The sequence below is a fragment of the Corynebacterium pyruviciproducens ATCC BAA-1742 genome (assembly GCF_000411375.1).
In the GTDB taxonomy this organism is placed as follows: domain Bacteria; phylum Actinomycetota; class Actinomycetes; order Mycobacteriales; family Mycobacteriaceae; genus Corynebacterium; species Corynebacterium pyruviciproducens.
Genome location: NZ_KE150446.1, coordinates 1,170,265 through 1,191,291 on the forward strand (window position 1 = coordinate 1,170,265; position 21,027 = coordinate 1,191,291).

Genomic DNA, 21,027 nt, shown 5'->3' on the forward strand with positions numbered 1-21,027 from the left:
CGGGCATTATTGCTGCGCTATTACTGCGCTTTACTTCTCCCAGGCCGGGGGTTTGCCCCAGTCCTCTTCTTCGGCCTCTTTAGCATCGGCTGCTTCCGTGCGCTTGGCTGCGGTGTCCAGCGCCTGGCGAGCCTCAGCCTCCGTATCGTAGGGGCCCATGCGGTTATCCCACCCGGACTGCTTTCCCTGTTGGACCTCGCCGGTTTCGACGTTGAAATACCACTTCTCGCTCATGCAAAACTCCTTCTTACTGGTAGCGCCACATGCTACTAGCTTTACTCTCCACGATACCTGCTTCTTCCTCCTGCGACATTGCCCGAAAGTGCCGTTTGCCCTGCTTCCCTTTGCTCACCCTATTCCCTGCTACTGTGGAGCAACTCCGCCTCAACGCTCTGCGGTAGACGTGTACCCTAATACGGTGAGCACGGCCGTACCCCGGCCGTGACCCAAGCTGTGAGATGGAAGAACAGGAGCGTTGACGCAGATGGTAGTGTGGCCGGAACCCCATGGGTCGCTTACTGATCTTGTAACCACTCGTCACCAGTCCGTATGGGGCACCGATCCCGATGGGGTCGCGGCTGCACCCGCCACCAGCTGCCTCATCGGGGAATGGACGGACTTCACCGGCGGGTACGCGGCGTTTGCCCTCCACTCCCTCGAATCCGCTGTGAGCTTCAGCTTCCGCGCTGATCGTAAGGTCCGCGTGCACTTCACCCAAGCCACCCAGGCGGGTGCCGGCGAGCCGATTAGGAATGTAGACCACAGCTGGGAAGCCACCCTGGACGAGCTGGAGGAAGCAGCGGCGGGCATCCTCGACCCACCGGCCAAAGGACACCTCGCCGATTCTAATGAACCACAACGGCACTCGGTGTCAGGCACCCTGCCCACCGATAACTGGGCGGTGCGGCTCGGCGGAGTTGTCATCTCCATGATTCACCGGCAGATGCTCACCCGCGACACGCCTGGCCTGGATATCACCGTTGCGTGCGAGATCCCGCCGCACGCGGGGCTCGGCCGGGTAGCAGCCACCACAACTGCACTGGCTTTGGCGCTCAACGGCGAGCCCGACGAGCGCGATGACGCACCCACGAGAGCAAAGCTTGCAGCCGTGTGCCACCTGGCCGCCGAGGTCTTCGCCGGAAGCATCCACCCGCGTGGACGATTCATCACCGCGCTGCGGGGCACCGGCGAGGGTGTCAACGTCATCGACTTCGCTGACGGCTCGTTGACTGTCGCCCCCGGGCTAGTGAACACGCCTGGTTACGAGCTCGCTGTCGTCGCTTCCACACTGGAGGCTTCGCCCCACAGGAGCGAGGCCAGTGACCGTCTCCTGCGCCAGCGCGAGTTCATCTGCGCGGCGCTGTCGAATTTCGGTGTCACAACGCTGCAACAGCTACCGGGCGCAGCAGCACGCATCGGCGACTGGTTGAGCGCGGTGATTTCGGTGAAGGGTCCCGAGGGCTATCCCCGCGTGGACGAGGCCACACAGTGGATAACGTTCCTCCACGACGAGGCAGACCGGGCGCGCCACTTTGTGCAGTTACTTCGCGCCCGCAAGGTAGACGAGGCGTGCGACGTCTTTGCCCTCTCCGCTGGGCCTTCACTCCAGTATGCGCAGGCTACCGCACCCGCCATTGCTGTTCCCGAGGTCCCCGCACGTCCGGCGGAAGCCGGGCTGTCCGAGGCACTCCTCACCGTCGTCGATCCGTTCGATGTTCCGGAGCTCCCCACACCGGACACGCTCCTCATCCGGCTCAGTCCGGGACAACGCGCGCACTAATCCGCGGGCCAGGCGAAGTCGATGGTGCGTGTCTCCGGCTTCGCTGTGACGAGGCTCACGAGCGTCTCCTCGCCCTCGGCTGGTGAGCCGAGGAGGTCCGTGGAAATGATCGGCGGATCCTTGAGCGAGATTTTGGCCTTATTCTTCTCCTCGTTGGTGGAGAGAACGAGCGCCGTAAACGTTGTGCCCACCCACGGTGCGAGAACCGTCGCCTCCGTAAGCCTCACGCACGCGTTGTCCACCGTTCCCGCGAGCTGGGAGGTGCGGCGCATCGTGTCCACCACCTGCTCGGCATCGTCGTGCGCCCAGCTCTCCGGCTCCCTTCCGGCGCACAGGGCCAGGCAGTACTCGCTGGCGTAACGATCAACGAGTCTGTGCAGCGGGGCCGTCACGTGGGAGTACATCCCGCCCACGCCCGCGTGGACCACGGGGGCATCATGTTCAAGGAACCGGTAATCCGCACCGCGCAGCAACTTGGCCGCCTCCTTGTGCGCCACCGTCCCCCGTGGCGTGGTGGCATCCACCGAGGCGAGAAACGGCCCCACCCCACCGGAGAACTCTGCGGGAAGCTCCTTGTTAGGAGTGAAGCTGAACCCAAGGTGACTCATCTCCGTGGCGAACGCGTCGAGGGCCTCCGGTGGTGCCGGCTGCAGCGTGCGCAGGTAACCGCAGCCCGCCTCCGCCATCATGTGCCCCGCGATGAGGCCCGTCATGAGCGAGATCTCGGAGTTATCGTCCATGCGGCGGTTCCGGGGCTCGAGTTCAAGCTCGAATTTTCCGTCGACAAGCCTAGTAACCCGAGTGTCCGGGAGGGACAGGTTGACCGCCTGCCTACGCAGCGAACTGGCCCGGCGCGCCTCGGCGGAGCGGACATCGCCCGACGAGTCGACGGTGACATGCCACAGCACCGCGGGAGGATCGACTCCGGGAAAGAAGCGAGGCGCTGCCCTCCGGAAGCTCGGGCGGGTAGAGCCGCGCCGGGCAATCGGGAAGATACACCGTTTGCCCGCAACGCAGTGCCTCGGCATAGAGGCCCGAACCGGGGCGGACGAAGGCACCGACATCGGCGATGGCGTAGAACACCTCGAAGCCCTCGCCACGTGTGGCGATGTAGACCGCCTGATCAAGGTCCTTGGAGCCCTGCGGATCGACCGTGACCAGTGAAATCTCCCGGGCATCGACGCGGTCCTGGGCGTAGACATCCCGAGCTTCACGCGCCTCGGCGACTAGCTCCGGGGGAAATCCACGGTTGATACCAAATTCCTCGGCGACGGAGTCAAAATTGAGATCGGCGGCGTAGAGCTGCCCCCCATTGTGCCCGTGTTGGGCCACGTATGGGCGAGTGAGTTGACCGTAAGCCGGATTCTGTCGTGTGGCGACCATCCATCTCGCTACCGCCATTGCTGACGGCCTTCTATGTAGCAGCTACCCGCAGGCTCGGACGAGCAGCCCTCGTACGCCTGCGCAGCCACACCATGGAGGTGTGGCCTTTTGCCTTGCTCCCGGTGGGGTTTACCAAGCCACAACAGTCACCTGCTGTGCTGGTGCGCTCTTACCGCACCTTTTCACCCTTACTCGCGTACAACGCGGGCGGTCTCGTTTCTGTGGCACTTATCCCTCGGGTCACCCCGGGTTGCCGTTAACAACCACCGTGCTCTGCGGAGTCCAGACTTTCCTCGGCAGCGTGCGTGGGAAAACAGTGCTTCCTCGTTCACGCCGACGCGATCGCCATGGCCAACTCACTCGCGGAAGAAAATCATAGTGGGAATGGCCCACAGGGGACAATTCACGCGTATCTCATAGATTTTTTTGTATGAGTAATTTCTCTGCACCCGTGCTGCGGTAAATTGGAAAATGACTTTGTGTAAAGGCACGCGTGGCGGCACTCCTACGGTGTCATGCCTGTACCCGAGCGCACATTGCAAGGTGTATACACAGTAATTAAATAGGTGTACCATCATAAACAGATTTTTCAACAAGACAACACGACGACTGCGGAAGGCCATGGCAGAACACACCGAGAAATTCCCACAGACACCCGAGTCCGGAGATAACATCACCCCGGCGGAGGACGCGTTTTGGGATGACGACGAATTCGCAACCGACGATGGCGAGGCAATTTCTCTCAGCGAGAAGTACGACTCCGGCGAGCAGGGCACGTTCTTCTCGCGGCACAAGAAGATCATCATCCCCCTCATCGTTCTTGTCCTCCTTGCCGCCACGCTGGGCATCGGTAGCACCATCTACATGGCGTTCAGCCCCAAGGAGACCGTGGCCTCCACCGACTACCGCACCGTATCTAAACGCGATGTCATAGATAGGGTGAACGTCAAGGGCACCATTGAGCCCTACCGCACCGCGACACTGACCACTCGGCTGACCACCCCCGTGCAGGAGCTCCCCGTGCGAGTGGGCGACAGGGTGCAGGCCAATCAATTGCTCGCACGCATGGATACCTCGTCCATCCAGCAGGAGTTGGACAGCCAGAAACTGCAGCAATCGGCATCGAGCTCCGAGTCCCAAAACGCCATTGCCCAGGCCCAGCAGCAGCTGCAGCAGCAGCGGGAAAGGCTGGAAAAAGGCCTGAACCAGGAAGTCAACGCCGCTAACTCCGCGTTGCGCGATGCGAACCTCGAGCTCGACGCTGCCCGCAAGGACTTTGATACCCGCGCGCAGCAGGTACAAAAGGACAAGGCCCCCGAGCTTCAGCAACAAAAAGATGCGCTCGACGAGGCCCGCAAGGCCGCCCGGGACGCGGATTTGGCGCGGGCACAGGCGAACTTTGGTCTCGCCACCGTCCAGCGCACCAACGGTGTGGCCGAACACCAGGCGGAGGCCAACGACAAGCTGCTCCGCGAGCTCAAGGGGCAAAACACCACAGGCATGTCGCCCGCCGAGAAGGAGGCCCTGGACAAGCAGATCCGTGACCTGGAGAACGGGGCCGTGACCGAGCAGGGCAGCAAGGCCCAGCGCGAGCAATCCATCGCCGATGCCACCACAGCCCTGCGCCAGGCAGAAAACCATGTGCAGGATGCCAAGGAAGCTCGTACCAAGGCTGAGGAACGCTACGCCGATGCGCTGACCGCCGCCGATCAGGAGCTCGGTCAGCTGCAGCGGAAGGTGAACGCGGCAGAGAACGCCGTCTCTGATGCCACCGTCGGCGTGGAGGCCGCCCGACTGGGTGCGAAGCAGGGGATCGAATCCTCCGCGTCAGCCCTCGACCAGGCCATCAACTCGGCCGCCTCGGCCAACGCCGCCAGCGATTTGGCCAGCAACAAGCTCATGATCGACATCAACTCGGCTGATGTGAAGGCCCCCTTCGATGGCATCATCACCGCCGTTCCCGCCCAGGAGGGCGCGCCGGCCACAGGCCCGATCGTCACTGTTGCCGACGATTCACGCAAGAAGATCGTGGTCCAGGTGAAGGAAGTGGACCTGCCCAAGGTGGAGAAGGATTCCAAGGTGAAGTTCACCACGCCCTCCACCGGTGACAAGGAGTTCACCGGCCGGGTGGTTAAGGTCTCCCCCGTGGCCAATGATCCGCTTGCCGGGATGAGCAGCTCCTCCGGCGCGGATTCGTCCGCCAGCGGCGCGGCTGCCGGTGCCACGGATGTTACGTTCCCCGTGGAGATTGAGATCACCGGCGGCAACGAGCTTCTCCTCGGTGCCTCCGCCAAGGCCCAGATCATCCGCTCCGAGGCCCACGACGTGATCGCTGTGCCCCGCGACGCTGTGTTTAAGAACGACCAGGGGAAATCCGTGGTGCTTGTACTTTCCGGCACCGGCGGCTCCGGCACGATTGAGGAACGAGAGGTAGCAACCGGCACCGCCAATGACTTCGATATCTCCGTCACCTCCGGGCTGGAGGACGGCGACCGCGTCATCTCGAACCCGCAGAAGTACCGCGAGAAAGTGGGCTCCACCGCGAAGATTGAACTCACGCCGAAGGGTGCGTAGATGAGTCTCCTCATCAAGATGAAAAACATCGTCAAGACGTTTAACGTCGGCCAGCCGGGTGAGCTCACCGTCCTGCACCGGTGCAACTTTTACGTCCGCGAGGGCGAGTTCGTTTCCGTTGTGGGGCAGTCCGGCTCCGGCAAGTCGACGCTCATGAACATCATTGGGCTTCTCGACGCCCCCACCAGCGGGCAGTATGTCTTCGGTGGGGTCAACGTGCTCAACTCCCGTGCCGACGAGTTGGCCCGCTACCGCAGCGAGTCCATTGGTTTCGTGTTTCAGAACTTCAACCTCATCGGTCGCATGGATGCGCAGAAGAACGTGGAGATGCCGATGATGTACGCCGGCGTTGCTCCCAAGGAGCGTGCGCGCCGTGCCCGTGAGCTCCTCGAACTAGTGGGCATGGGAGATCGCGTGGGCCATGAGCCAAACGAGTTGTCCGGTGGCCAGAAGCAGCGCGTGGCGATCGCCCGGGCTCTTGCCAACGCCCCAAAGCTCATCCTTGCCGACGAGCCGACGGGTGCCCTCGATTCGCACACCGGCCGCATGGTCATGGACATGTTCCACAAGCTCAACAAGGAGGAGGGGAAAACCATCGTGTTTATTACCCACAACCCCGAGTTGGCGCAGGAAACCGACCGGATCGTCACCCTCACCGACGGTCGTATCGACAACCCACACGGCGAGCGGGGGCTGGGGCGATCGCCCCAGTCCCACGGCGGCTCCAGGCACGCCGGGGAGGAGGTCACGCGATGAACCTCCGCGAAGCTATCCGGCTGGCCTTTACCAGCCTGCGCGCCAACAAGATGCGCTCCGCGCTCACATTGCTGGGCGTGGTCATCGGCATCGCCTCGGTGGTCGCCATCATGACACTCGGGCACTCGCTCACGGCACAGTCGCAGCAAACATTCTCCAGCATCGGCTCGACCGACATCAACGTCATGCTGCAGCAGAAGAACCCTGAGGAGTCCGAGGACGAGGATAATCCCGATGCCGAGGGCAACGACGACATGTCCATGTACGGCCCGGCGGACCCGTCCACCGAGTCCGAACGTATCAGCGAGGACACCATCGACCAGCTGCGCGCCCGACTGGGGGACTCCGTCAACGCTATTTCCATCACCGCCGGTGACCTGTGGAACGCCTCCATCTCACACGATAAGAAGAAGGAGCAGGGCTACGTCAGTGGCGCCAACGCCGACGCACTGCGCGTGCAGGACCTCAAACTGGTCGCTGGGCACCTGTTTTCCGCCGAGGACGTGTCCAACCACCGCAACGTCGCCGTCATTCCCGACAAGCTTGTCGACGAACTGTTCAAGGGTGATCTCGACTCCTCCCTCGGGTCCGAAATCACAATCGAGTACCGGGGAGAACTGCAGTCCTTCATCGTCGTGGGCGTGTACAACACGGAACAGGGCGGAATGCTCTCCACGGGTCCCGCCTCCGTGTGGGTGCCCTACCCTGTGGCCAAACAACTGGACAAGTCGGTTGCCGGCATCACCAGCTTCAGCGTCCGCCCGGCGGAGGGCACCAACATGGAGGAGCTCAAAGCAAAGATCGAGAACTTCTTTGATGCCTCCAACGATTACAAGGTGAAAGTATCGGACAACAAGGCCATCCTGGAATCGATCGGAACGTTCTTCACCGCGATTTCCGCCATCTTGTCCACCATCGCCGGCATTTCACTCCTCGTGGGTGGCATCGGCGTGATGAACATCATGCTTGTCTCCGTCACGGAACGCACCCGTGAGATCGGCGTGCGCATGGCCCTCGGTGCTACCCGCAAGGACATCCGCACCCAGTTTGTTATCGAGTCCATGATCGTCTGCGTCATCGGTGGCATCATCGGCCTCATTATCGGCGGTGGCTTGGGGATGATTGGGTCCAAGCTGATGGGCCAGTTCGTGTTCCCACCCCTCGGGGGCGCGATCTTCGCCGTCGGCTTCTCGCTGGCAATCGGCCTGTTCTTTGGCTACTACCCCGCCGGCAAGGCAGCCCGCCTCAACCCCATCGAGGCGCTGCGATACGAGTAGTTTCCCAGCCCACCGCCCCAAAAACCGGGGATAAAACCAAAAAATCACCGCTGATCGTCACAGCGGTGATTTTCTTTTCGCGGCCCGCACGCGGATGCGGGCCGATACGGTCCCACCAGCGTGGCCGGGCCTCGTTTATCGTCCCTAGCCCAGGTGCGCTGTGCTGTTAAACAGCCGCATGAGGCTCGGCCCGTCGCCGTAAAACTGCACCTCGCTTACGGAGGCGAGATCCAGGTGCATTCGCGCCAGGGATTTCGACGGGGCTCCCAATGCCGTGCGGACAATGGCCTTAATGGGGTTAACGTGGCTGACCACGACGATCGTCTTGCCGGCCCACGTCTTCTTCGCCTTGGTAACAAAGGACTTCGCCCGCTTGCACACCTGCTCCAGTGACTCGCCCTGCGGGGGCGCCACCTTCGGATCACCAAGCCACGCAGAGTGCAGCTCAGGATCCTTCTCGTGTGCCTGTGCGAAGGTCAACCCCTCCCAGGCACCGAAGTCCACTTCCCTCAGCGCGTCGTCGGTGTGCACCGCGACACCAGCGGCGCGTGCGATGGCATCGGCGGTCTGCTGGGCTCGCGCAAGCGGCGAGGAGATAACCGCATCGATGTGCTTGCCCTCGAAGTAGGAGGCGGCCCGCTGGGCCTGCTTCCTGCCCAACTCGGTCAACGGTGCGTCCGTCAGCCCCGAGTACTGCTTATCCACGCTCATCTGCGTCTGGCCGTGCCGCACGAGGATGATCGTCAATGCCTCCCCCGTCGCACCAACCCACTCATTGTTGCGCGGAGCGAGGGCAGTCTTCGCAAGCTCAGACTGCCCTGCGGATTCGGAAGGCTCAGACTTCTGTGCGGGTTCTGGGGCCGGGGGTGTGGCGGCACTGGTCCCTGCAGGCTGCGGGGCTACCTCGTCACCGACGAAGCCCGGCTTGGCACCCTTTTGCCCCGCATCCATGGCGATGTTCGCCAGCTCATCGGCGCGGGCATTCTTCTTGCGGGGAACCCACTGGATGGAAAACTCATCAAACTCACCGATGAGCCTGTGGGCCACCGCCGCCTTTTTCTGCATATCCGGATGCTTGATCTTCCACCGGCCAGACATCTGCTCCACTACAAGCTTGGAGTCCATGTACACCTGGCAGTGCGTGGCACCCAGCTCGCGGGCCGCGGTCAAACCATTGATGAGGGCCTGGTACTCGGCCACATTGTTCGTCGTTTTTCCCACGAAGAACGAAAGTGCGCGCAGCTCATGTCCCTTCGAATCCATAACGACGCTGCCCGAGCCTGCGACACCAGGGTTACCCCGCGAGCCGCCGTCAGCAAAAACGGTGACGCCGAGCATTACCGCACCAGGTACGTGCCACACTCCGGGCACTGCGGGACGGAATCCGCAGGGGCGGAACGAATCTCCTGAATATCAGCAGCAGGCAGGATGAGGTTACAGCCACCACAGGCACGCCCGGTGAACTCCGAGGCGCCGAAACCGGAAATCTCCTTCTGCTTGTCATAGGCAGCAACAACATCGGCAGGTAGCTGCGCCCGAATCTCCTCCGCACGCGCGGAATCGTCGGACGGAGTATGGGCCGCCTCAGCGGCACGCTGCGCGGCGGCAAGCTGCTCCTCCAACTCCTTCACACGCTGCTCGTGCAGGTCCTTATTGGCGCGGTGGGCGGCGATAGCATCGTGGCTTTCCTTCAGCTCACCGGTGAGATCATCGGCACGCCGGGCGGCAGAGGCCAGGTCGTGCTGCAGATCCTTGCGGGTCTCCCGATCGGTGGCAGCCCCCAACTCCTTGCGGTCGGCCTGCTCACGGCGTTGCAGCTTGACCAGGTCCTGCTGGATACGGCGAATCTCCAGGTCCGTGTCGCTAGCGGCGAGGATGGCGCGGTTCAACGCCTCCTTTTCCCCGGCAAGTTGACCGGCGAGGCGCTCCACCTCCTGATCCTCCGGGGTGGGCCCACTTTTGCCACCGAGTTCTGCGGTTGCCAGCTCCACGAGCAGGTGCTGCTTGTCAGCTTTGAGTGTGAGCACTATGAGTCCTTTCGCATGCCTATGGTCCACGGGTCTGTCACGAGCGAGATTATTGTAGTCTCCACGTCAAGCTCGACGGCGATGACCCTTTCCACCTGGTGTACCCACGGGAATTCGCTTGCCCAGTGGGCCGTGTCAATGACGCACATGGTACTTGCCGCCATGTGATCATCCACCACGTGGTGCTTCAGGTCGCTCGTCACGAGCACGTCCGCCCCGGCGCGGGCGGCAACGGGCAGGAACGATCCGCCGGAGCCGCTGGCCACCGCCACCGTCTCGATGGTGGCGTCGGGGTCGCCGGCGGCGCGGATACCCCACGCGGTTTCCGGCAGAGCGTGAGCCACCTGTCGCACGAAGTCCTCAAACCGCGTAGGCTCTTTCAGCTTGCCCACTCGCCCGATTCCCGTCCTGGTGGGTTCGGGAGCCAGCGCCGCGCAGTCATAGCCGGGTTGTTCGTACGGGTGCGCCCTGTAGATCGCCGCCCGGATGGCCTCCCGGTCCTTTCGCTTGCCGACGAACTCAATGCGCACCTCGTCCAAAGTTTCTAGCTCACCGTGGTTGCCAATCGCCGGTGCCGAGTGCTCCCCGGGCCGAAACTGGCCCACTCCGGGGATCCGGAACGCGCAGTCGGAGTACTCCCCCACGTTGCCGGCACCCGCCGCGAAGAGCTCGGCGAGGAACTCGTCAACGGGGCCGTGCGCGGGGAACTGTACCCCCCACTTATCCAGGCTCTCCTCCTGCTTGTCCAGGGCGACGGTGTCCCCCACGATGCCCACCAGGCGCGCCAGCTCGTCGTTGACACCGGGCCGGGCCGCGTCCGCGTTGGTGTGGGCGGAGAAAACGGCAAGGTTGCCGCGAATCGCCGTGTGGATGATGCGCCCCTTGGGGGTTGCGGCGTTGACGTAATTCACGCCCTTAAGCAGGAGCGGATGGTGCGTGATGAGCATCTGTGCACCCGAGTCGATGGCCGCTTTCACCACTTCGTAGGTGGGGTCGAGGGCGAATGCAACCTTTGTCACTGTGTCAGCGGGATCCCCCACCGAGAGTCCTACCTTGTCCCACTCTTCGGCCAGCCGGGGCGGGTAGTGGGAGTCCATCACGCGGACGATATCTCCTACCGTTGGCATGCTTTCACCTCTCGCATCAGTTCTCGTACATCGTCTGCCGGCCGTACGGCCAGGCGCCAATAGCTCAAGTCTAGCCCGGGGAACGTGTCGCAGCGGCGCACCGCGATCCCCTGCTCCGCAAGATGCCGGCGCAGAGGTTCGGCATCTCCCGGCGGCTTCACCAACAGGTACGGTGCCACCGACTTCGTCGCAATGGTGAATCCGGCGGTGGCGAGCAATTCCACCATCTCGGCCCGCTCAGCGGCGATCTCGCGCTTGATGGCCTCGGTGTCTCCGCTTTCCAGGACCCACTCGAAGGCCGCCAACTGCAGCGACCCCAGCGCCCAGTGGGGCCGAAAAGCCTCCACCTTGTCTTTGAACCCCTCGGGGATGATCATGTAGCCGCAGCGCAGCCCCGCAAGGTTCCACGTCTTTGTCAGCGAGCGGGTGACAAAGGTGTTCGGCCGGGCCACGTTGTTTACCCCGATGTCCGCAACGTCGGCGAACGCTTCGTCGACAAGCAAAAACTCAGCGGACAGTGAGGGGGAGACAACCGTACCCGTCGGATTGATCGGGCACCCAACAACGCCGAAGTGCGCGGGGCGCTCGAAGTCCGCGGTGCGCGCGGGGAGGGCGCTAAAAGGCGGCTCCATCACAACCCGGGTGACGGGAACGCCGGCTTGGCGCAGGGCCTGCTCGGGCTCGGTGAAACCGGGGTGCAGGACCAGCGCGTCGCGCCAGCCCAGGTGGGCAATGATGGTGAACCCCTCGGCGGCGCCGGAGAGCAGGACGATCCTCTCGACGGATACCCCGTTGCGGCGAGCAAGCTCCGCGGCGATCGCCTCCTTCCGGGCCGCAGACGGGTACGCACCGAGGGTGGTAAGCTCCTCCTCCAACGCTGCCCGAAGGCCTGCGGGAGGGGTGAGCCCGCGGACGTTGACGGCGAAATTCAGCCGCGCCGCCTCTTCTTGATCACCATGAAAACCCAGGTCTACGCTCGCAGAGTGCACCTCACCAGTATGGCAAAATGGGGGACATTATGAAAACGCTGCTTATTGACGTCGACGGAACACTCATCGATTCTTTCCCCGGCATCCGGGACAGCTTCCTGCGGGCGCTGGATGACATGGGCGTGGAGCGCCCCTCCGAGGAGTTTGTCTCCACCATTGCCGGCCCACCCATGGAAGACACAATGATGCGCCTGGGGCTCGACCGCGCGGACGCCCAGCGCGGCTTGTCCCTCTACCTCGACCACTACGGCGACACCGGATGGGTGAACTCGGCGCCCTTCGAGGGGATGGTCGACTTCCTCGCCTGGGCCAAAGAGGCGGGCCTACAACTTGCCACCGCGACGAGCAAGGGCGAGGGGTTTGCCCGCGCCACCCTCGAGCGCTACCACATGCTCGAATACTTCGACTTCCTCGCAGCAGCCCAAGAGGACGGTCCACGGCGCACCAAGGAAAAGGTCATCCGCTACGCCCTGGACAACCTCCCCCACCCCAGCGACCCCTCTCAGATGCTTCTCATCGGCGACCGCATCCATGACATCGAGGGCGCGCAGGCCTTTACTATTCCCGCAGTCCTTGTACAGTGGGGGTACGGAACCCCGCAGGAACAGGCGCTCGCCCACGACGTAGTGGCAAGCCCGCAGGCATTGAAGGAGTACGTGCATGACTGGATCCACAGCAGCTAGCCTCCACGTCACCTTCGTGTGCACAGGCAACATCTGCCGCTCCCCCATGGCTGAAGCCCTGTTCAACGACTACCTCGAGCACCAGGACGAAACCCGCGTGCGGGTGACAAGCTGCGGCATCGGCGATTGGCACGTGGGCCAGCATGCGGACATGCGGGCCCTCGTCGAGCTCAAGAAGGCCGGCATCGACGGCAGCTACCTGCGCGCCGAGCAAGTCGGTGAGGAACACCTCGCCGCCGACCTCATCGTCGCGCTGGCCGCTAACCACGTCCGCAGCCTCGCCGCGCTTGGAGCAGACCCGGCAAAAATCCGGCTGCTGCGCTCCTTTGACCCCAAGGCACCGCGTGGCGCGTCGATCGATGACCCGTACTACGGCGGCAGGAGCGGGTTCACCACCACAAGGACCCAGATTGAAGACTCTCTACCTGGTCTTTTTCAGTGGTGCCTCGATCACTTAGACTAGGACCTTGTGAACACAAAGAAGATTTGGCAGGCATTCCTCAAACCCGGGTGGGTTATCACCGCTGTCCTCATCATCTTGTTTTCCTACTTCGCCATCACCGTGCTGGCGCCGTGGCAGCTGGGCAAGCACGAGGTGAAAAGCGCCCAGAACACACAGGTCCGCACCGCTTTGCGCACCGATCCTGTGCCGCTAACCGAGGTGTTCACCCCGGCTGGTGATCTGCCGGAGGATAAGCAGTGGCGGCAGGTCACCGCTACCGGGCACTACGCCCCGGAGACGGAAGTCATCCTCCGCCTGCGCTCCATCAACGGCAACCCCGTCTTCCAGGTGCTCACCGTGTTCACCACCGACGACGGGCACTCCGTGCTGGTCAACCGCGGATACGTCCCGCAGCAGAAAAACTCCGGGGTGCCGCAGATTCCCGCCGCCCCCACCGACACCGTGACGATCACCGGCAACGCGCTACCCGGTGAGCCGGATTCCGGCCGCCAACCCACGAGCGACGAAAACCACCATTACGTGCTCGATATCAACCTGCCACAGATCTCCTCACTCACCGACACCGACCTCGCCTCCGGCTACGTGCAGCTTGCCAAGGACCAGCCCGGCGTGCTGCAACCCATCCCGCTGCCCAAGCTCGACGGCGGCCCCTACCTTTCCTACGGACTGCAATGGATCGCCATGGGCGTGGGCGCGCCACTCGCTCTCCTGTACTTCATCCGCATGGAGCTCAAGGAGCGGCGCCGCGACGAGCGCGAACGCGAAGAAATCGAGGCGCTGGAGGTGAGCTACGCGGCCCCCTCCACAGCGGCGGGTTCCGAGCCCGCACCGGGCGAGCGCGCCGGATCTGCTACTGCGACGGCAGGACAGGATGCTCTTTCCTCGGACGGGGCGGAGAAGACGGCGGCGACTGCCCCCGCTGCAGCATCGGACGAGGAACCTCAGCGTCCGACTGCCCCCACGCGATCCCGCTACGGTGGTTCGCGCCGCAACCCCTACACCAAGTTCGAGGCGCGCCGGCAGGACCGCTTCTGAAACTCGTGGAGCACTAGTCCCACGCCGAGAGCCACAATTTGCGTGAGCCGCGAAAGGTGCACGGCCCGGCCCACCGTCTCTACGCTGGGAGCTGGGCCTGCCCCCAGCTCAGGCCGGTTTTCCACGCCGTGCGGGTAGACGGTCCGCCCGCCGAGGGTGACGCCCAGCGCCTCAGCGGCCGATGCCTCCACCCACCCCGCGTTGGGGCTCGGGTGCGTCCTCGCCGCCCGCGCAACGCGCCTCCACACCTCCCGTTGCTTGGGCGCAAGCCCCAAGTGGATGAGCGTGGTCACGCGGGCCGGGATGAGGCCCAGCACGTCATCGAGGCGCGCCGAGGCCCACCCAAAGTTCCCGTACCGGTCGTTTTTGTAGCCCACAATCGCGTCGAGGGTGTTTGCCGCCCGGTGGGCCACCACCCCCGGCGCGCCCGCGAGCCCCGCCCACACGAGCGGTGCCACCGCGGCATCTGAGGTGTTTTCCGCCAGCGACTCGACGGCCGCCCGGGCAATCCCGTCCCCGTCGAGGTAGTGTGGGTCCCTCGAGCACAGCCACGGCACCCACGTCCGTGCGTGCGCGACGTCCCCCGCCTTCAGGTCTGCTTCCACTTGCTTGCCGACGTTTTCCAGCGTGGTTCCGCCAAGCGATGCCCACACCGCCACGGGGAGCACGAGTTTCCTTAGTTTTGCGGGCAGCGCGGCAACCGCCAGCGTCGGCGGGACGACCGCAGCCGCCGTGAAGAGTGCGCCGGCGAGCTTGGAGTCGCGGTACAGGTGTTTTTCCAAAAACTGCGCGTACCGCCCGAAATACGCCACCGGGTGGTGCTTTGAGGGATCCCCGAATACTTTGTCCGCGGCGAAGCCCGCCACCAGTGACCACAGCACCGACGTTTGTCCTTTCACAAAAAAATAGCCACCTGCTTCTCTCCGTTTGAAGCAGGTGGCTTACTGTGTGCGCTCTACAGGGCTCGAACCTGTGACCTTCTGGGTGTAAACCAGATGCTCTCCCAACTGAGCTAAAAGCGCCGACGTGCAGGTAACTGTAGCACGGGCTTACGCCCGCGCAAAAAGAGTTACTTAGCCTGCTTGTTTCCGCGCTGCACGAGGCAGGAGCCCTGCCAGCTGCCCAGACGCTGCGCGCCCGTTTGGACGAGGCCTGCCAGCTGCGCCGATTCGGCTATCACACCGGGTTCAACCGTGCCCCGAGTGCCCGTCGCCGGGGTGAGCAACCAGATACAACCGGAATCCGAAAGGTTTCGAACTGCGTCCACGAGGCCGTCGACAAGATCACCATCCTCATCGCGCCACCAACACAGCACCATGTCACAGATCTCGTCCGTATCTTCATCGACGAGGTCCGCACCAATGGTGTCCTCCAGAGCCTCGCTGATGGCGCTATCTGCGTCATCATCCCATCCCAGCTCCTGCACAATCAGACCGGGACGTGCCCCCAGGATCCGCGCGTAATCCTGATCGCGACTATCTGCCACGTGTAAAAAACCTTCCTCTAAAGAAAACAAAGTGAATAATGCCCCATATCTTACTGTCAATTCCCTAGGAGCACCAGGAAAACCCTCTATTACCAACCAAAAGTAGGAGACCAGAGGGATTGACGTGCGTCACACATCCATCAATTAAAATAGATATGACACTATTCGCACTCTCTATGATTAGGAACACATCATGACTTCACAGTCATCACAGCATGTGGACAAGGCAGACAAGGGCTACAACAAAGCCCTCAAGCCCCGCCACATGCAGATGATCGCCATCGGCGGCTCCATCGGCACCGGCCTCTTCCTCGGCGCCGGCGGCCGTATTTCCATGGGCGGCCCGGCGCTCGCTTTCGCCTACGCCCTTTGCGGTCTGTTCGCGTTCTTCATGATCCGCGCGCTCGGCGAGCTCACCATCTACCGTCCCTCTTCAGGGGCGTTCGTCTCCTACGCCCGTGAGTTCCAGGGCGAGGGTGGCGCCTACGCCACGGGCTGGCTGTTCTTCCTCGACTGGTCCGTCACTGTCATGGCCGACATCACCGCCGTCGCACTGTACGTGCACTACTGGTCTATTTTCACCTCCATCCCCCAGTGGATCCTTGCCTTCGGGGCGCTGGCCATCGTGTTCGTACTCAACCTGCTCAGTGTCAAGGTGTTCGGCGAGCTGGAATTCTGGTTCGCCCTTATCAAGGTGGCGGCCATCGTCATCTTCATGATCATCGCCATCATCTTCATTGTCACCGGCAACTCCACCGCCGGCTACGAACCGGGCATCCAGCTCATCCGCGACAACGGGGGCCTCTTCCCCGAAGGGTTCGCCCCCATGGTCACCCTCGCCCTCGGCGTAGTATTCGCCTTCGGTGGCACCGAGATGGTTGGTGTTGCCGCCGGTGAGGCGGAAAACGTCCGCGCGGTCATGCCCAAGGCCGTCAACTCGGTCATGTGGCGCATCGCCTTGTTCTACATCGGCTCTGTTTTCCTGCTCATCATGGTCATGCCTTACGACGCCTACTCCTCCAATGAGAGCCCGTTCGTTACGTTCTTCTCCGCCATCGGCGTTCCGCACGCCGGCGACATCATGAACCTCGTCGTCCTCACCGCCGCCATGAGCTCCCTCAACGCCGGCCTGTACTCCACCGGCCGCACGCTGCGGTCCCTGGCCGTGGCCGGCTCCGCACCGAAGCTCGCGGCGAAGATGAACAAGAACCACGTCCCCGCCGGTGGCATTGCCATCACCGCAGGGCTCGGGCTCGTCGGCGTGCTCATCAACTACGTCTACCCCACCGACGCCTTCAACATCGTCATGAACCTCGCGGGCATTGGCATCGCCGGCACGTGGATGTCCATCATGGTCTCCCACTGGATCTTCGTCCGCCGCGCCGCACGCGGCGAGGTCCAGCGCCCCGATTTCAAGCTGTTCTGGGCGCCGGTGACCAACTTCCTCACCCTCGCCTTCCTGGCACTCATCATCGTCGCCATGTGGGTGCAGGACACCGCCGGCAAGATCACCATCTCCACCTTCGTTGTCCTGGCCATCCTGTGGGCCATCGCCTGGTTCGCCTTCATCCGCAAGCGTGTCGACGGCAGCCTGCTCGAGCAGATGATTCCCGGCGACGAGGACGAAGAGTCCGTAGAATTGACCGATAAGTAATCTTTTTCACCTCAAGGAGGATTGAACCCACCATGGCAGAGAACATGATGGACGATAGCAACTACATCCTCGTCCGCGACGGTGTCGCCTCGTACCTGCACGACGATGACCCCGAAGAAACCCGCGAGTGGCTCGAATCCCTCGACGGACTTTTGGAAAGCAACGACATGGGGCGCGCCCGCTTCCTCATGCTCCGGCTCCTCGAGCGCGCTACGGCCAAGCGCGTACCGCTTCCATCGCTCACCTCCACCGACTACGTCAACACCATCCCGACCTCGCTCGAACCGGAATTCCCCGGCGACGAGGACATCGAGAAGGACTACCGCCGCTGGATCCGCTGGAACGCCGCCATCATGGTGCACCGCGCCCAGCGCCCCGGCATCGAGGTCGGCGGCCACATCTCCACCTACGCGGGGGCCTCCCCCCTCTACGAGGTGGGTCTCAATCACTTCTTCCGAGGCAAGGACCACCCCGGCGGAGGAGACCACATCTTCTTCCAGGGCCACGCCTCCCCCGGCATGTACGCCCGCGCCTTCCTTGAAGGCCGCCTCACAGAGGAAGACCTCGACGGCTTCCGCCAGGAAGTCTCCCGCGAGCACGGCGGCCTGCCGTCCTACCCGCACCCGCACGGGCGCCCCGAGTTCTGGGAATTCCCCACCGTCTCCATGGGTCTCGGCCCCATGGATGCCATCTACCAGGCCCGCTTTAACAAGTACCTGCACAACCGTGGCATCAAGGACACCTCCCAGCAACACGTGTGGGCGTTCCTCGGCGACGGCGAGATGGACGAGCCGGAGGCACGTGGCCTCATCCAGACCGCGGCCACCAACCAGCTGGACAATCTCACTTTCGTCATCAACTGCAACCTGCAGCGCCTCGACGGGCCGGTGCGCGGCAACGGGAAGATCATCCAGGAGCTGGAAGCCTTCTTCAGGGGCGCGGGATGGAATGTCATCAAGGTCATCTGGGGCCGCGAGTGGGACAAGCTCTTCGAGGCTGACCCTGACGGCAACCTGGTCAAGCTCATGAACCACACCGTCGACGGCGACTACCAGGCTTTCAAGGGCCACGACGGCGCCTACGTCCGCGAGCACTTCTTCGGGCGCACCCCCGATACCGCCAAGCTCGTGGAGGACATGACCGACGAGGAGATCTGGCACCTCCACCGCGGTGGCCACGATTACCGCAAGATCTACGCCGCTTACAAGAAGGCGCTGGAGACCAAGGGGCAGCCCACCGTCATCCTCGCCCACACCATTAAGGGCTACGGCCTGGGCCGCAACTTCGAGGGCAAGAACGCCACGCACCAGATGAAGAAGCTGACGCTCGAGGACCTCAAGTACTTCCGCACCAAGCAGCACGTCCCGATCTCCGACGAGGAACTGGAGAAGAACCCGAAGGAGCCCCCGTATTACAACCCGGGGCCCGATCACCCCTCCATCAAGTACATGCTCGAGCGCCGCAAGGAGCTCGGCGGGTTCCTGCCCGAGCGCCGCGGCAACCGCTACGAACCGCTGACGGTGCCCGGCACCGAGACCCTGAAGAGGCATCTCAAGGATTCCGGCAAGCAGAAGGTGGCCACCACCATGGCCGTCGTCCGGATCTTCAAGGACCTCATGAAGGACAAGAACATCGCCGACAGGTTCGTCCCCATCATCCCCGATGAGGCCCGCACTTTCGGCATGGACTCTTGGTTTCCCACCCTGAAGATCTACAACCCGCTCGGCCAGCAGTACACGCCTGTCGACGATGACCTCATGCTCTCCTACCGCGAGTCCACCGACGGCCAGATCATGCACGAGGGCATCAGCGAGGCGGGCTCCATGGCCGAATTCATCGCCGCCGGCACGGCCTACGCCACCCACGGTGTAGCGATGATCCCGACGTACATCTTCTACTCTATGTTCGGGTTCCAGCGCACCGCCGACTCCATCTGGGCCGCCGGTGACCAGATGGCCCGTGGCTTCCTCTTCGGGGCCACCGCCGGCCGCACGACGCTGACCGGCGAGGGGCTACAGCACCTCGACGGGCACTCGCTGACCATCGCGGCGACGAACCCGGCCGTGGTGAGCTATGACCCGGCATTCGCCTACGAGCTGGCCTACCTCATCCCCCGTGGCATCGAGCGGATGTACGGCTCCGCCGACGGCGAGAACGTGATGTACTACATCACGATCTACAACCAGCCGATCCACCAGCCCGCCGCACCGGATGACCTCGACGTGGAGGGCCTGCACAAGGGCATTTACCTGTACGACGAGGGCCATGATTCCGGCCCCACGGCCAATATCCTGGCCTCCGGCGTGGGCATGCAGTCGGCCCTCAAGGCGCGCGACATCCTCCGCGACGATTACGGGGTGAACGTCAACCTGTTCTCCGTCACCTCGTGGAGCGAGCTCGCCCGCGACGGCCGGGCGAAGGACCGCGAGGCGCTGCGCGACCCGTCCAAGGATGCGGAGAAGGCGTACGTGACGGAGGTGCTGGAGAAGGTCGACGGCCCGTACATCGGTGTGTCCGACTTCGAGTGCGCCGTGCAGGATTCCATCCGCAAGTGGGTGCCCGGCGATTACACGGTGCTTGGCGCGGATGGCTTCGGCTTCTCCGATACCCGTGAAGGGGCGCGCCGCTACTTCAACATCGACGGCGAATCCATCGCCGTGGCCACCCTCTCCTCGTTGGCTCGGGCCGGCAAGCTCGACCGCGAGGTGGCGGTGAAGGCGGCGAAGGACCTGAAGATCACCGACCCGACGGCCACCTACCAGGGAGCCACCCAGGATCGTTAATCTTTCAGCGCACCCTCGACGAGATCCCCGATCGCCTTATTCACGGCATCGGGGGTTTCTAGTATGAGCATGTGGCCGGCGTTGTCCAGGCGCACCAGCTTGGCCTTGGGCCACACGCTGTGGATGCGGTCGGCCTGGGATTCGGGTGTGACGTCGTCTTTCTTGCCCACGAGCACGTAGCCGGGGATGCCTTGAAGAAGAGGCGCGGCGTCGAGCTCGTCGTGGTCCTGAAGGTCGTCGAAAAAGCCGACGAACGTCTCCAGCGGCGTGTTGTCGATCATGGAGGCGTGGAATTCCACGAGGTTGTAGTCGGTGCCGTTGCGCTTGAACACGGTGGCGGCGAGCGCCGGGGCGAGCACCGTGGAAATCACGTCTCTGAGTTTCTGGGCGTCGCCGGGTGCCATCTCCACGGCCTCCTGCGCCTTGTCGGCCAGCGGCGAGGCGAGCACCTGCGGAATGCCCTGGGAGGACAGCGACTCGATGGACGTGGCGATGAGCACGAGGCCCGCCACGTCCTCGAGCCCCTTGCGGATCGCGTTGAGCGCGATGAGGCCCCCCATGGAGTGGCCGACGAGGATGATCCGCGAGTGGGGGCTGCGCTTGCGGATGAGTTCGAGGATGTCGTCGCCGCAGTCCTCGATGGTGAGCGTATCGGCGGGCATCTCGCCGGTCTCGCCGTGGCCCCGCAGATCCATGAGCAGGCTCTTCACCTGGGGGTAGTTGTCCCGAAGAAAGTCGGTCTCCATGAAGAAGCTGTCGGCGGCGAGGGTGAAGCCGTGGATGAACACGACGGTGACGGGGGCGTCGGCGGGCCCGATCTCCTTGTACACGATGCGGTGGCCGTCGCGCTCGAGGGTGCCCTCGAAGGTGACGCCCACAAGGCCCGGGCGCTCCGTGTTGGAAAGCTTCTGGGCTTGCTGTTGCCTACCGTGGGTGAGACGTTTCCACACCGTCTCCACCGTGTCCATGATGTTCACCGTCTATCCTTTTGTTAATAGCCTAAAAAGTCT

Annotated in this window: 19 protein-coding genes, 1 tRNA gene and 1 other RNA gene; 9 read left to right on the forward strand and 12 right to left on the reverse strand. The window is 63.3% G+C overall.

All coding sequences use genetic code 11. The annotated features are described in order from the left end of the window. Window positions 1-30: 30 nt before the first annotated feature. Window positions 31-234, reverse strand: coding sequence for a hypothetical protein (locus HMPREF1219_RS04995; RefSeq protein ID WP_016457802.1), 204 nt, complete (start codon window positions 232-234; stop codon window positions 31-33). A gap of 250 nt (window positions 235-484) precedes the next feature. Between HMPREF1219_RS04995 and HMPREF1219_RS05000 the strand changes: the two genes are divergently transcribed. Continuing rightward, entirely contained in the window at window positions 485-1,780 is a 1,296-nt protein-coding gene (locus HMPREF1219_RS05000) for a GHMP family kinase ATP-binding protein (RefSeq protein ID WP_016457803.1), read from the forward strand. On the opposite strand, the gene HMPREF1219_RS05005 is transcribed toward HMPREF1219_RS05000, so the two are convergent. The 3 genes from HMPREF1219_RS05005 to rnpB all read right to left on the reverse strand — a co-directional run bounded on the left by HMPREF1219_RS05005 (window position 1,777) and on the right by rnpB (window position 3,522). Next, window positions 1,777-2,688, reverse strand: coding sequence for a hypothetical protein (locus HMPREF1219_RS05005; RefSeq protein ID WP_342662168.1), 912 nt, complete (start codon window positions 2,686-2,688; stop codon window positions 1,777-1,779). The genes HMPREF1219_RS05000 and HMPREF1219_RS05005 overlap by 4 nt on opposite strands. Next, window positions 2,612-3,112, reverse strand: a complete 501-nt coding sequence (locus HMPREF1219_RS13390) for an RNB domain-containing ribonuclease (RefSeq protein ID WP_342662169.1) — start codon at window positions 3,110-3,112, stop codon at window positions 2,612-2,614. The genes HMPREF1219_RS05005 and HMPREF1219_RS13390 overlap by 77 nt, the downstream gene beginning before the upstream one ends. Before the next feature lie 7 nt (window positions 3,113-3,119). After that, window positions 3,120-3,522: RNase P RNA component class A (gene rnpB, locus HMPREF1219_RS12200), an RNA gene on the reverse strand. Window positions 3,523-3,784: 262 nt separating this feature from the next. Here rnpB and HMPREF1219_RS05010 point away from each other — a divergent pair. From HMPREF1219_RS05010 to HMPREF1219_RS05020, 3 genes are read left to right on the forward strand one after another with little or no spacing between them, the layout of a single operon-like run. Next, a complete protein-coding gene (locus HMPREF1219_RS05010) occupies window positions 3,785-5,737 on the forward strand; it encodes a permuted SH3 domain-containing protein (RefSeq protein ID WP_016457806.1) in 1,953 nt (650 codons plus the stop codon). Then, a complete protein-coding gene (locus HMPREF1219_RS05015) occupies window positions 5,738-6,493 on the forward strand; it encodes an ABC transporter ATP-binding protein (protein ID WP_016457807.1) in 756 nt (251 codons plus the stop codon). After that, window positions 6,490-7,770 (forward strand): ABC transporter permease, encoded by a 1,281-nt coding sequence (locus tag HMPREF1219_RS05020; RefSeq protein ID WP_016457808.1) that lies wholly within the window; start codon window positions 6,490-6,492, stop codon window positions 7,768-7,770. The genes HMPREF1219_RS05015 and HMPREF1219_RS05020 overlap by 4 nt, the downstream gene beginning before the upstream one ends. A 144-nt stretch (window positions 7,771-7,914) precedes the next feature. Here HMPREF1219_RS05020 and HMPREF1219_RS05025 read toward each other — a convergent pair whose 3' ends face one another. The 4 genes from HMPREF1219_RS05025 to HMPREF1219_RS05040 are packed head-to-tail and all read right to left on the reverse strand — an operon-like array spanning window position 7,915 to window position 11,913. Further along, the gene (locus HMPREF1219_RS05025; RefSeq protein WP_016457809.1) at window positions 7,915-9,108 is read right to left on the reverse strand and encodes a bifunctional RNase H/acid phosphatase; all 1,194 of its coding nucleotides are present in this window, start codon (window positions 9,106-9,108) and stop codon (window positions 7,915-7,917) included. After that, window positions 9,108-9,797, reverse strand: a complete 690-nt coding sequence (locus HMPREF1219_RS05030; RefSeq protein WP_016457810.1) for a zinc ribbon domain-containing protein — start codon at window positions 9,795-9,797, stop codon at window positions 9,108-9,110. Before HMPREF1219_RS05030 ends, HMPREF1219_RS05025 begins: the two co-directional genes overlap by 1 nt. Further along, window positions 9,797-10,924: a Nif3-like dinuclear metal center hexameric protein gene (locus HMPREF1219_RS05035; RefSeq protein ID WP_016457811.1), complete on the reverse strand. Its 1,128-nt coding sequence runs from the start codon at window positions 10,922-10,924 to the stop codon at window positions 9,797-9,799. The genes HMPREF1219_RS05030 and HMPREF1219_RS05035 overlap by 1 nt, the downstream gene beginning before the upstream one ends. Further along, the gene (locus tag HMPREF1219_RS05040; RefSeq protein ID WP_016457812.1) at window positions 10,912-11,913 is read right to left on the reverse strand and encodes an aminotransferase class I/II-fold pyridoxal phosphate-dependent enzyme; all 1,002 of its coding nucleotides are present in this window, start codon (window positions 11,911-11,913) and stop codon (window positions 10,912-10,914) included. Before HMPREF1219_RS05040 ends, HMPREF1219_RS05035 begins: the two co-directional genes overlap by 13 nt. A 29-nt stretch (window positions 11,914-11,942) precedes the next feature. On the opposite strand from HMPREF1219_RS05040, the gene HMPREF1219_RS05045 reads away from it, so the two are divergent. Genes HMPREF1219_RS05045 through HMPREF1219_RS05055 form a run of 3 tightly spaced genes read left to right on the forward strand, consistent with a single transcriptional unit; the run spans window position 11,943 to window position 14,094 of the window. Next, complete coding sequence (locus HMPREF1219_RS05045; protein ID WP_016457813.1) at window positions 11,943-12,596, forward strand: HAD hydrolase-like protein; 654 nt, start codon at window positions 11,943-11,945, stop codon at window positions 12,594-12,596. Further along, the gene (locus tag HMPREF1219_RS05050) at window positions 12,574-13,059 is read left to right on the forward strand and encodes a low molecular weight protein-tyrosine-phosphatase (RefSeq protein WP_016457814.1); all 486 of its coding nucleotides are present in this window, start codon (window positions 12,574-12,576) and stop codon (window positions 13,057-13,059) included. Before HMPREF1219_RS05045 ends, HMPREF1219_RS05050 begins: the two co-directional genes overlap by 23 nt. Before the next feature lie 6 nt (window positions 13,060-13,065). Then, window positions 13,066-14,094, forward strand: coding sequence for an SURF1 family cytochrome oxidase biogenesis protein (locus HMPREF1219_RS05055; RefSeq protein ID WP_016457815.1), 1,029 nt, complete (start codon window positions 13,066-13,068; stop codon window positions 14,092-14,094). Here HMPREF1219_RS05055 and cbiB read toward each other — a convergent pair. The 3 genes from cbiB to HMPREF1219_RS05070 form a co-directional block, all read right to left on the reverse strand. Continuing rightward, a complete protein-coding gene (cbiB, locus tag HMPREF1219_RS05060; RefSeq protein WP_245554395.1) occupies window positions 14,055-14,993 on the reverse strand; it encodes an adenosylcobinamide-phosphate synthase CbiB in 939 nt (312 codons plus the stop codon). The two genes, HMPREF1219_RS05055 and cbiB, sit on opposite strands and share 40 nt — an antisense overlap. 50 nt (window positions 14,994-15,043) lie before the next feature. Continuing rightward, window positions 15,044-15,116, reverse strand: a tRNA-Val gene (locus HMPREF1219_RS05065). Window positions 15,117-15,163: 47 nt separating this feature from the next. Next, entirely contained in the window at window positions 15,164-15,580 is a 417-nt protein-coding gene (locus tag HMPREF1219_RS05070) for a DUF3052 domain-containing protein (protein ID WP_016457817.1), read from the reverse strand. Between the two features lie 193 nt (window positions 15,581-15,773). Between HMPREF1219_RS05070 and HMPREF1219_RS05075 the strand changes: the two genes are divergently transcribed. Both HMPREF1219_RS05075 and aceE read left to right on the forward strand, forming a co-directional pair. Continuing rightward, window positions 15,774-17,234, forward strand: coding sequence for an amino acid permease (locus HMPREF1219_RS05075; RefSeq protein ID WP_016457818.1), 1,461 nt, complete (start codon window positions 15,774-15,776; stop codon window positions 17,232-17,234). Window positions 17,235-17,266: 32 nt separating this feature from the next. After that, a complete protein-coding gene (aceE, locus tag HMPREF1219_RS05080) occupies window positions 17,267-20,017 on the forward strand; it encodes a pyruvate dehydrogenase (acetyl-transferring), homodimeric type (protein ID WP_016457819.1) in 2,751 nt (916 codons plus the stop codon). On the opposite strand, the gene HMPREF1219_RS05085 is transcribed toward aceE, so the two are convergent. Continuing rightward, window positions 20,014-20,994, reverse strand: coding sequence for an alpha/beta fold hydrolase (locus tag HMPREF1219_RS05085; RefSeq protein ID WP_016457820.1), 981 nt, complete (start codon window positions 20,992-20,994; stop codon window positions 20,014-20,016). The genes aceE and HMPREF1219_RS05085 overlap by 4 nt on opposite strands. Window positions 20,995-21,027 lie beyond the last annotated feature (33 nt).

Bases quoted from the DNA above. Each gene is read 5' to 3' on its own strand.
- HMPREF1219_RS04995 (WP_016457802.1), bottom strand. From the start codon at position 234: ATGAGCGAGAAGTGGTATTTCAACGTCGAAACCGGCGAGGTCCAACAG.
- HMPREF1219_RS05000 (WP_016457803.1), top strand. From the start codon at position 485: ATGGTAGTGTGGCCGGAACCCCATGGGTCGCTTACTGATCTTGTAACC.
- HMPREF1219_RS05010 (WP_016457806.1), top strand. From the start codon at position 3,785: ATGGCAGAACACACCGAGAAATTCCCACAGACACCCGAGTCCGGAGAT.
- HMPREF1219_RS05015 (WP_016457807.1), top strand. From the start codon at position 5,738: ATGAGTCTCCTCATCAAGATGAAAAACATCGTCAAGACGTTTAACGTC.
- HMPREF1219_RS05020 (WP_016457808.1), top strand. From the start codon at position 6,490: ATGAACCTCCGCGAAGCTATCCGGCTGGCCTTTACCAGCCTGCGCGCC.
- HMPREF1219_RS05025 (WP_016457809.1), bottom strand. From the start codon at position 9,108: ATGCTCGGCGTCACCGTTTTTGCTGACGGCGGCTCGCGGGGTAACCCT.
- HMPREF1219_RS05035 (WP_016457811.1), bottom strand. From the start codon at position 10,924: ATGCCAACGGTAGGAGATATCGTCCGCGTGATGGACTCCCACTACCCG.
- HMPREF1219_RS05045 (WP_016457813.1), top strand. From the start codon at position 11,943: ATGAAAACGCTGCTTATTGACGTCGACGGAACACTCATCGATTCTTTC.
- HMPREF1219_RS05050 (WP_016457814.1), top strand. From the start codon at position 12,574: ATGACTGGATCCACAGCAGCTAGCCTCCACGTCACCTTCGTGTGCACA.
- HMPREF1219_RS05075 (WP_016457818.1), top strand. From the start codon at position 15,774: ATGACTTCACAGTCATCACAGCATGTGGACAAGGCAGACAAGGGCTAC.
- aceE (WP_016457819.1), top strand. From the start codon at position 17,267: ATGGCAGAGAACATGATGGACGATAGCAACTACATCCTCGTCCGCGAC.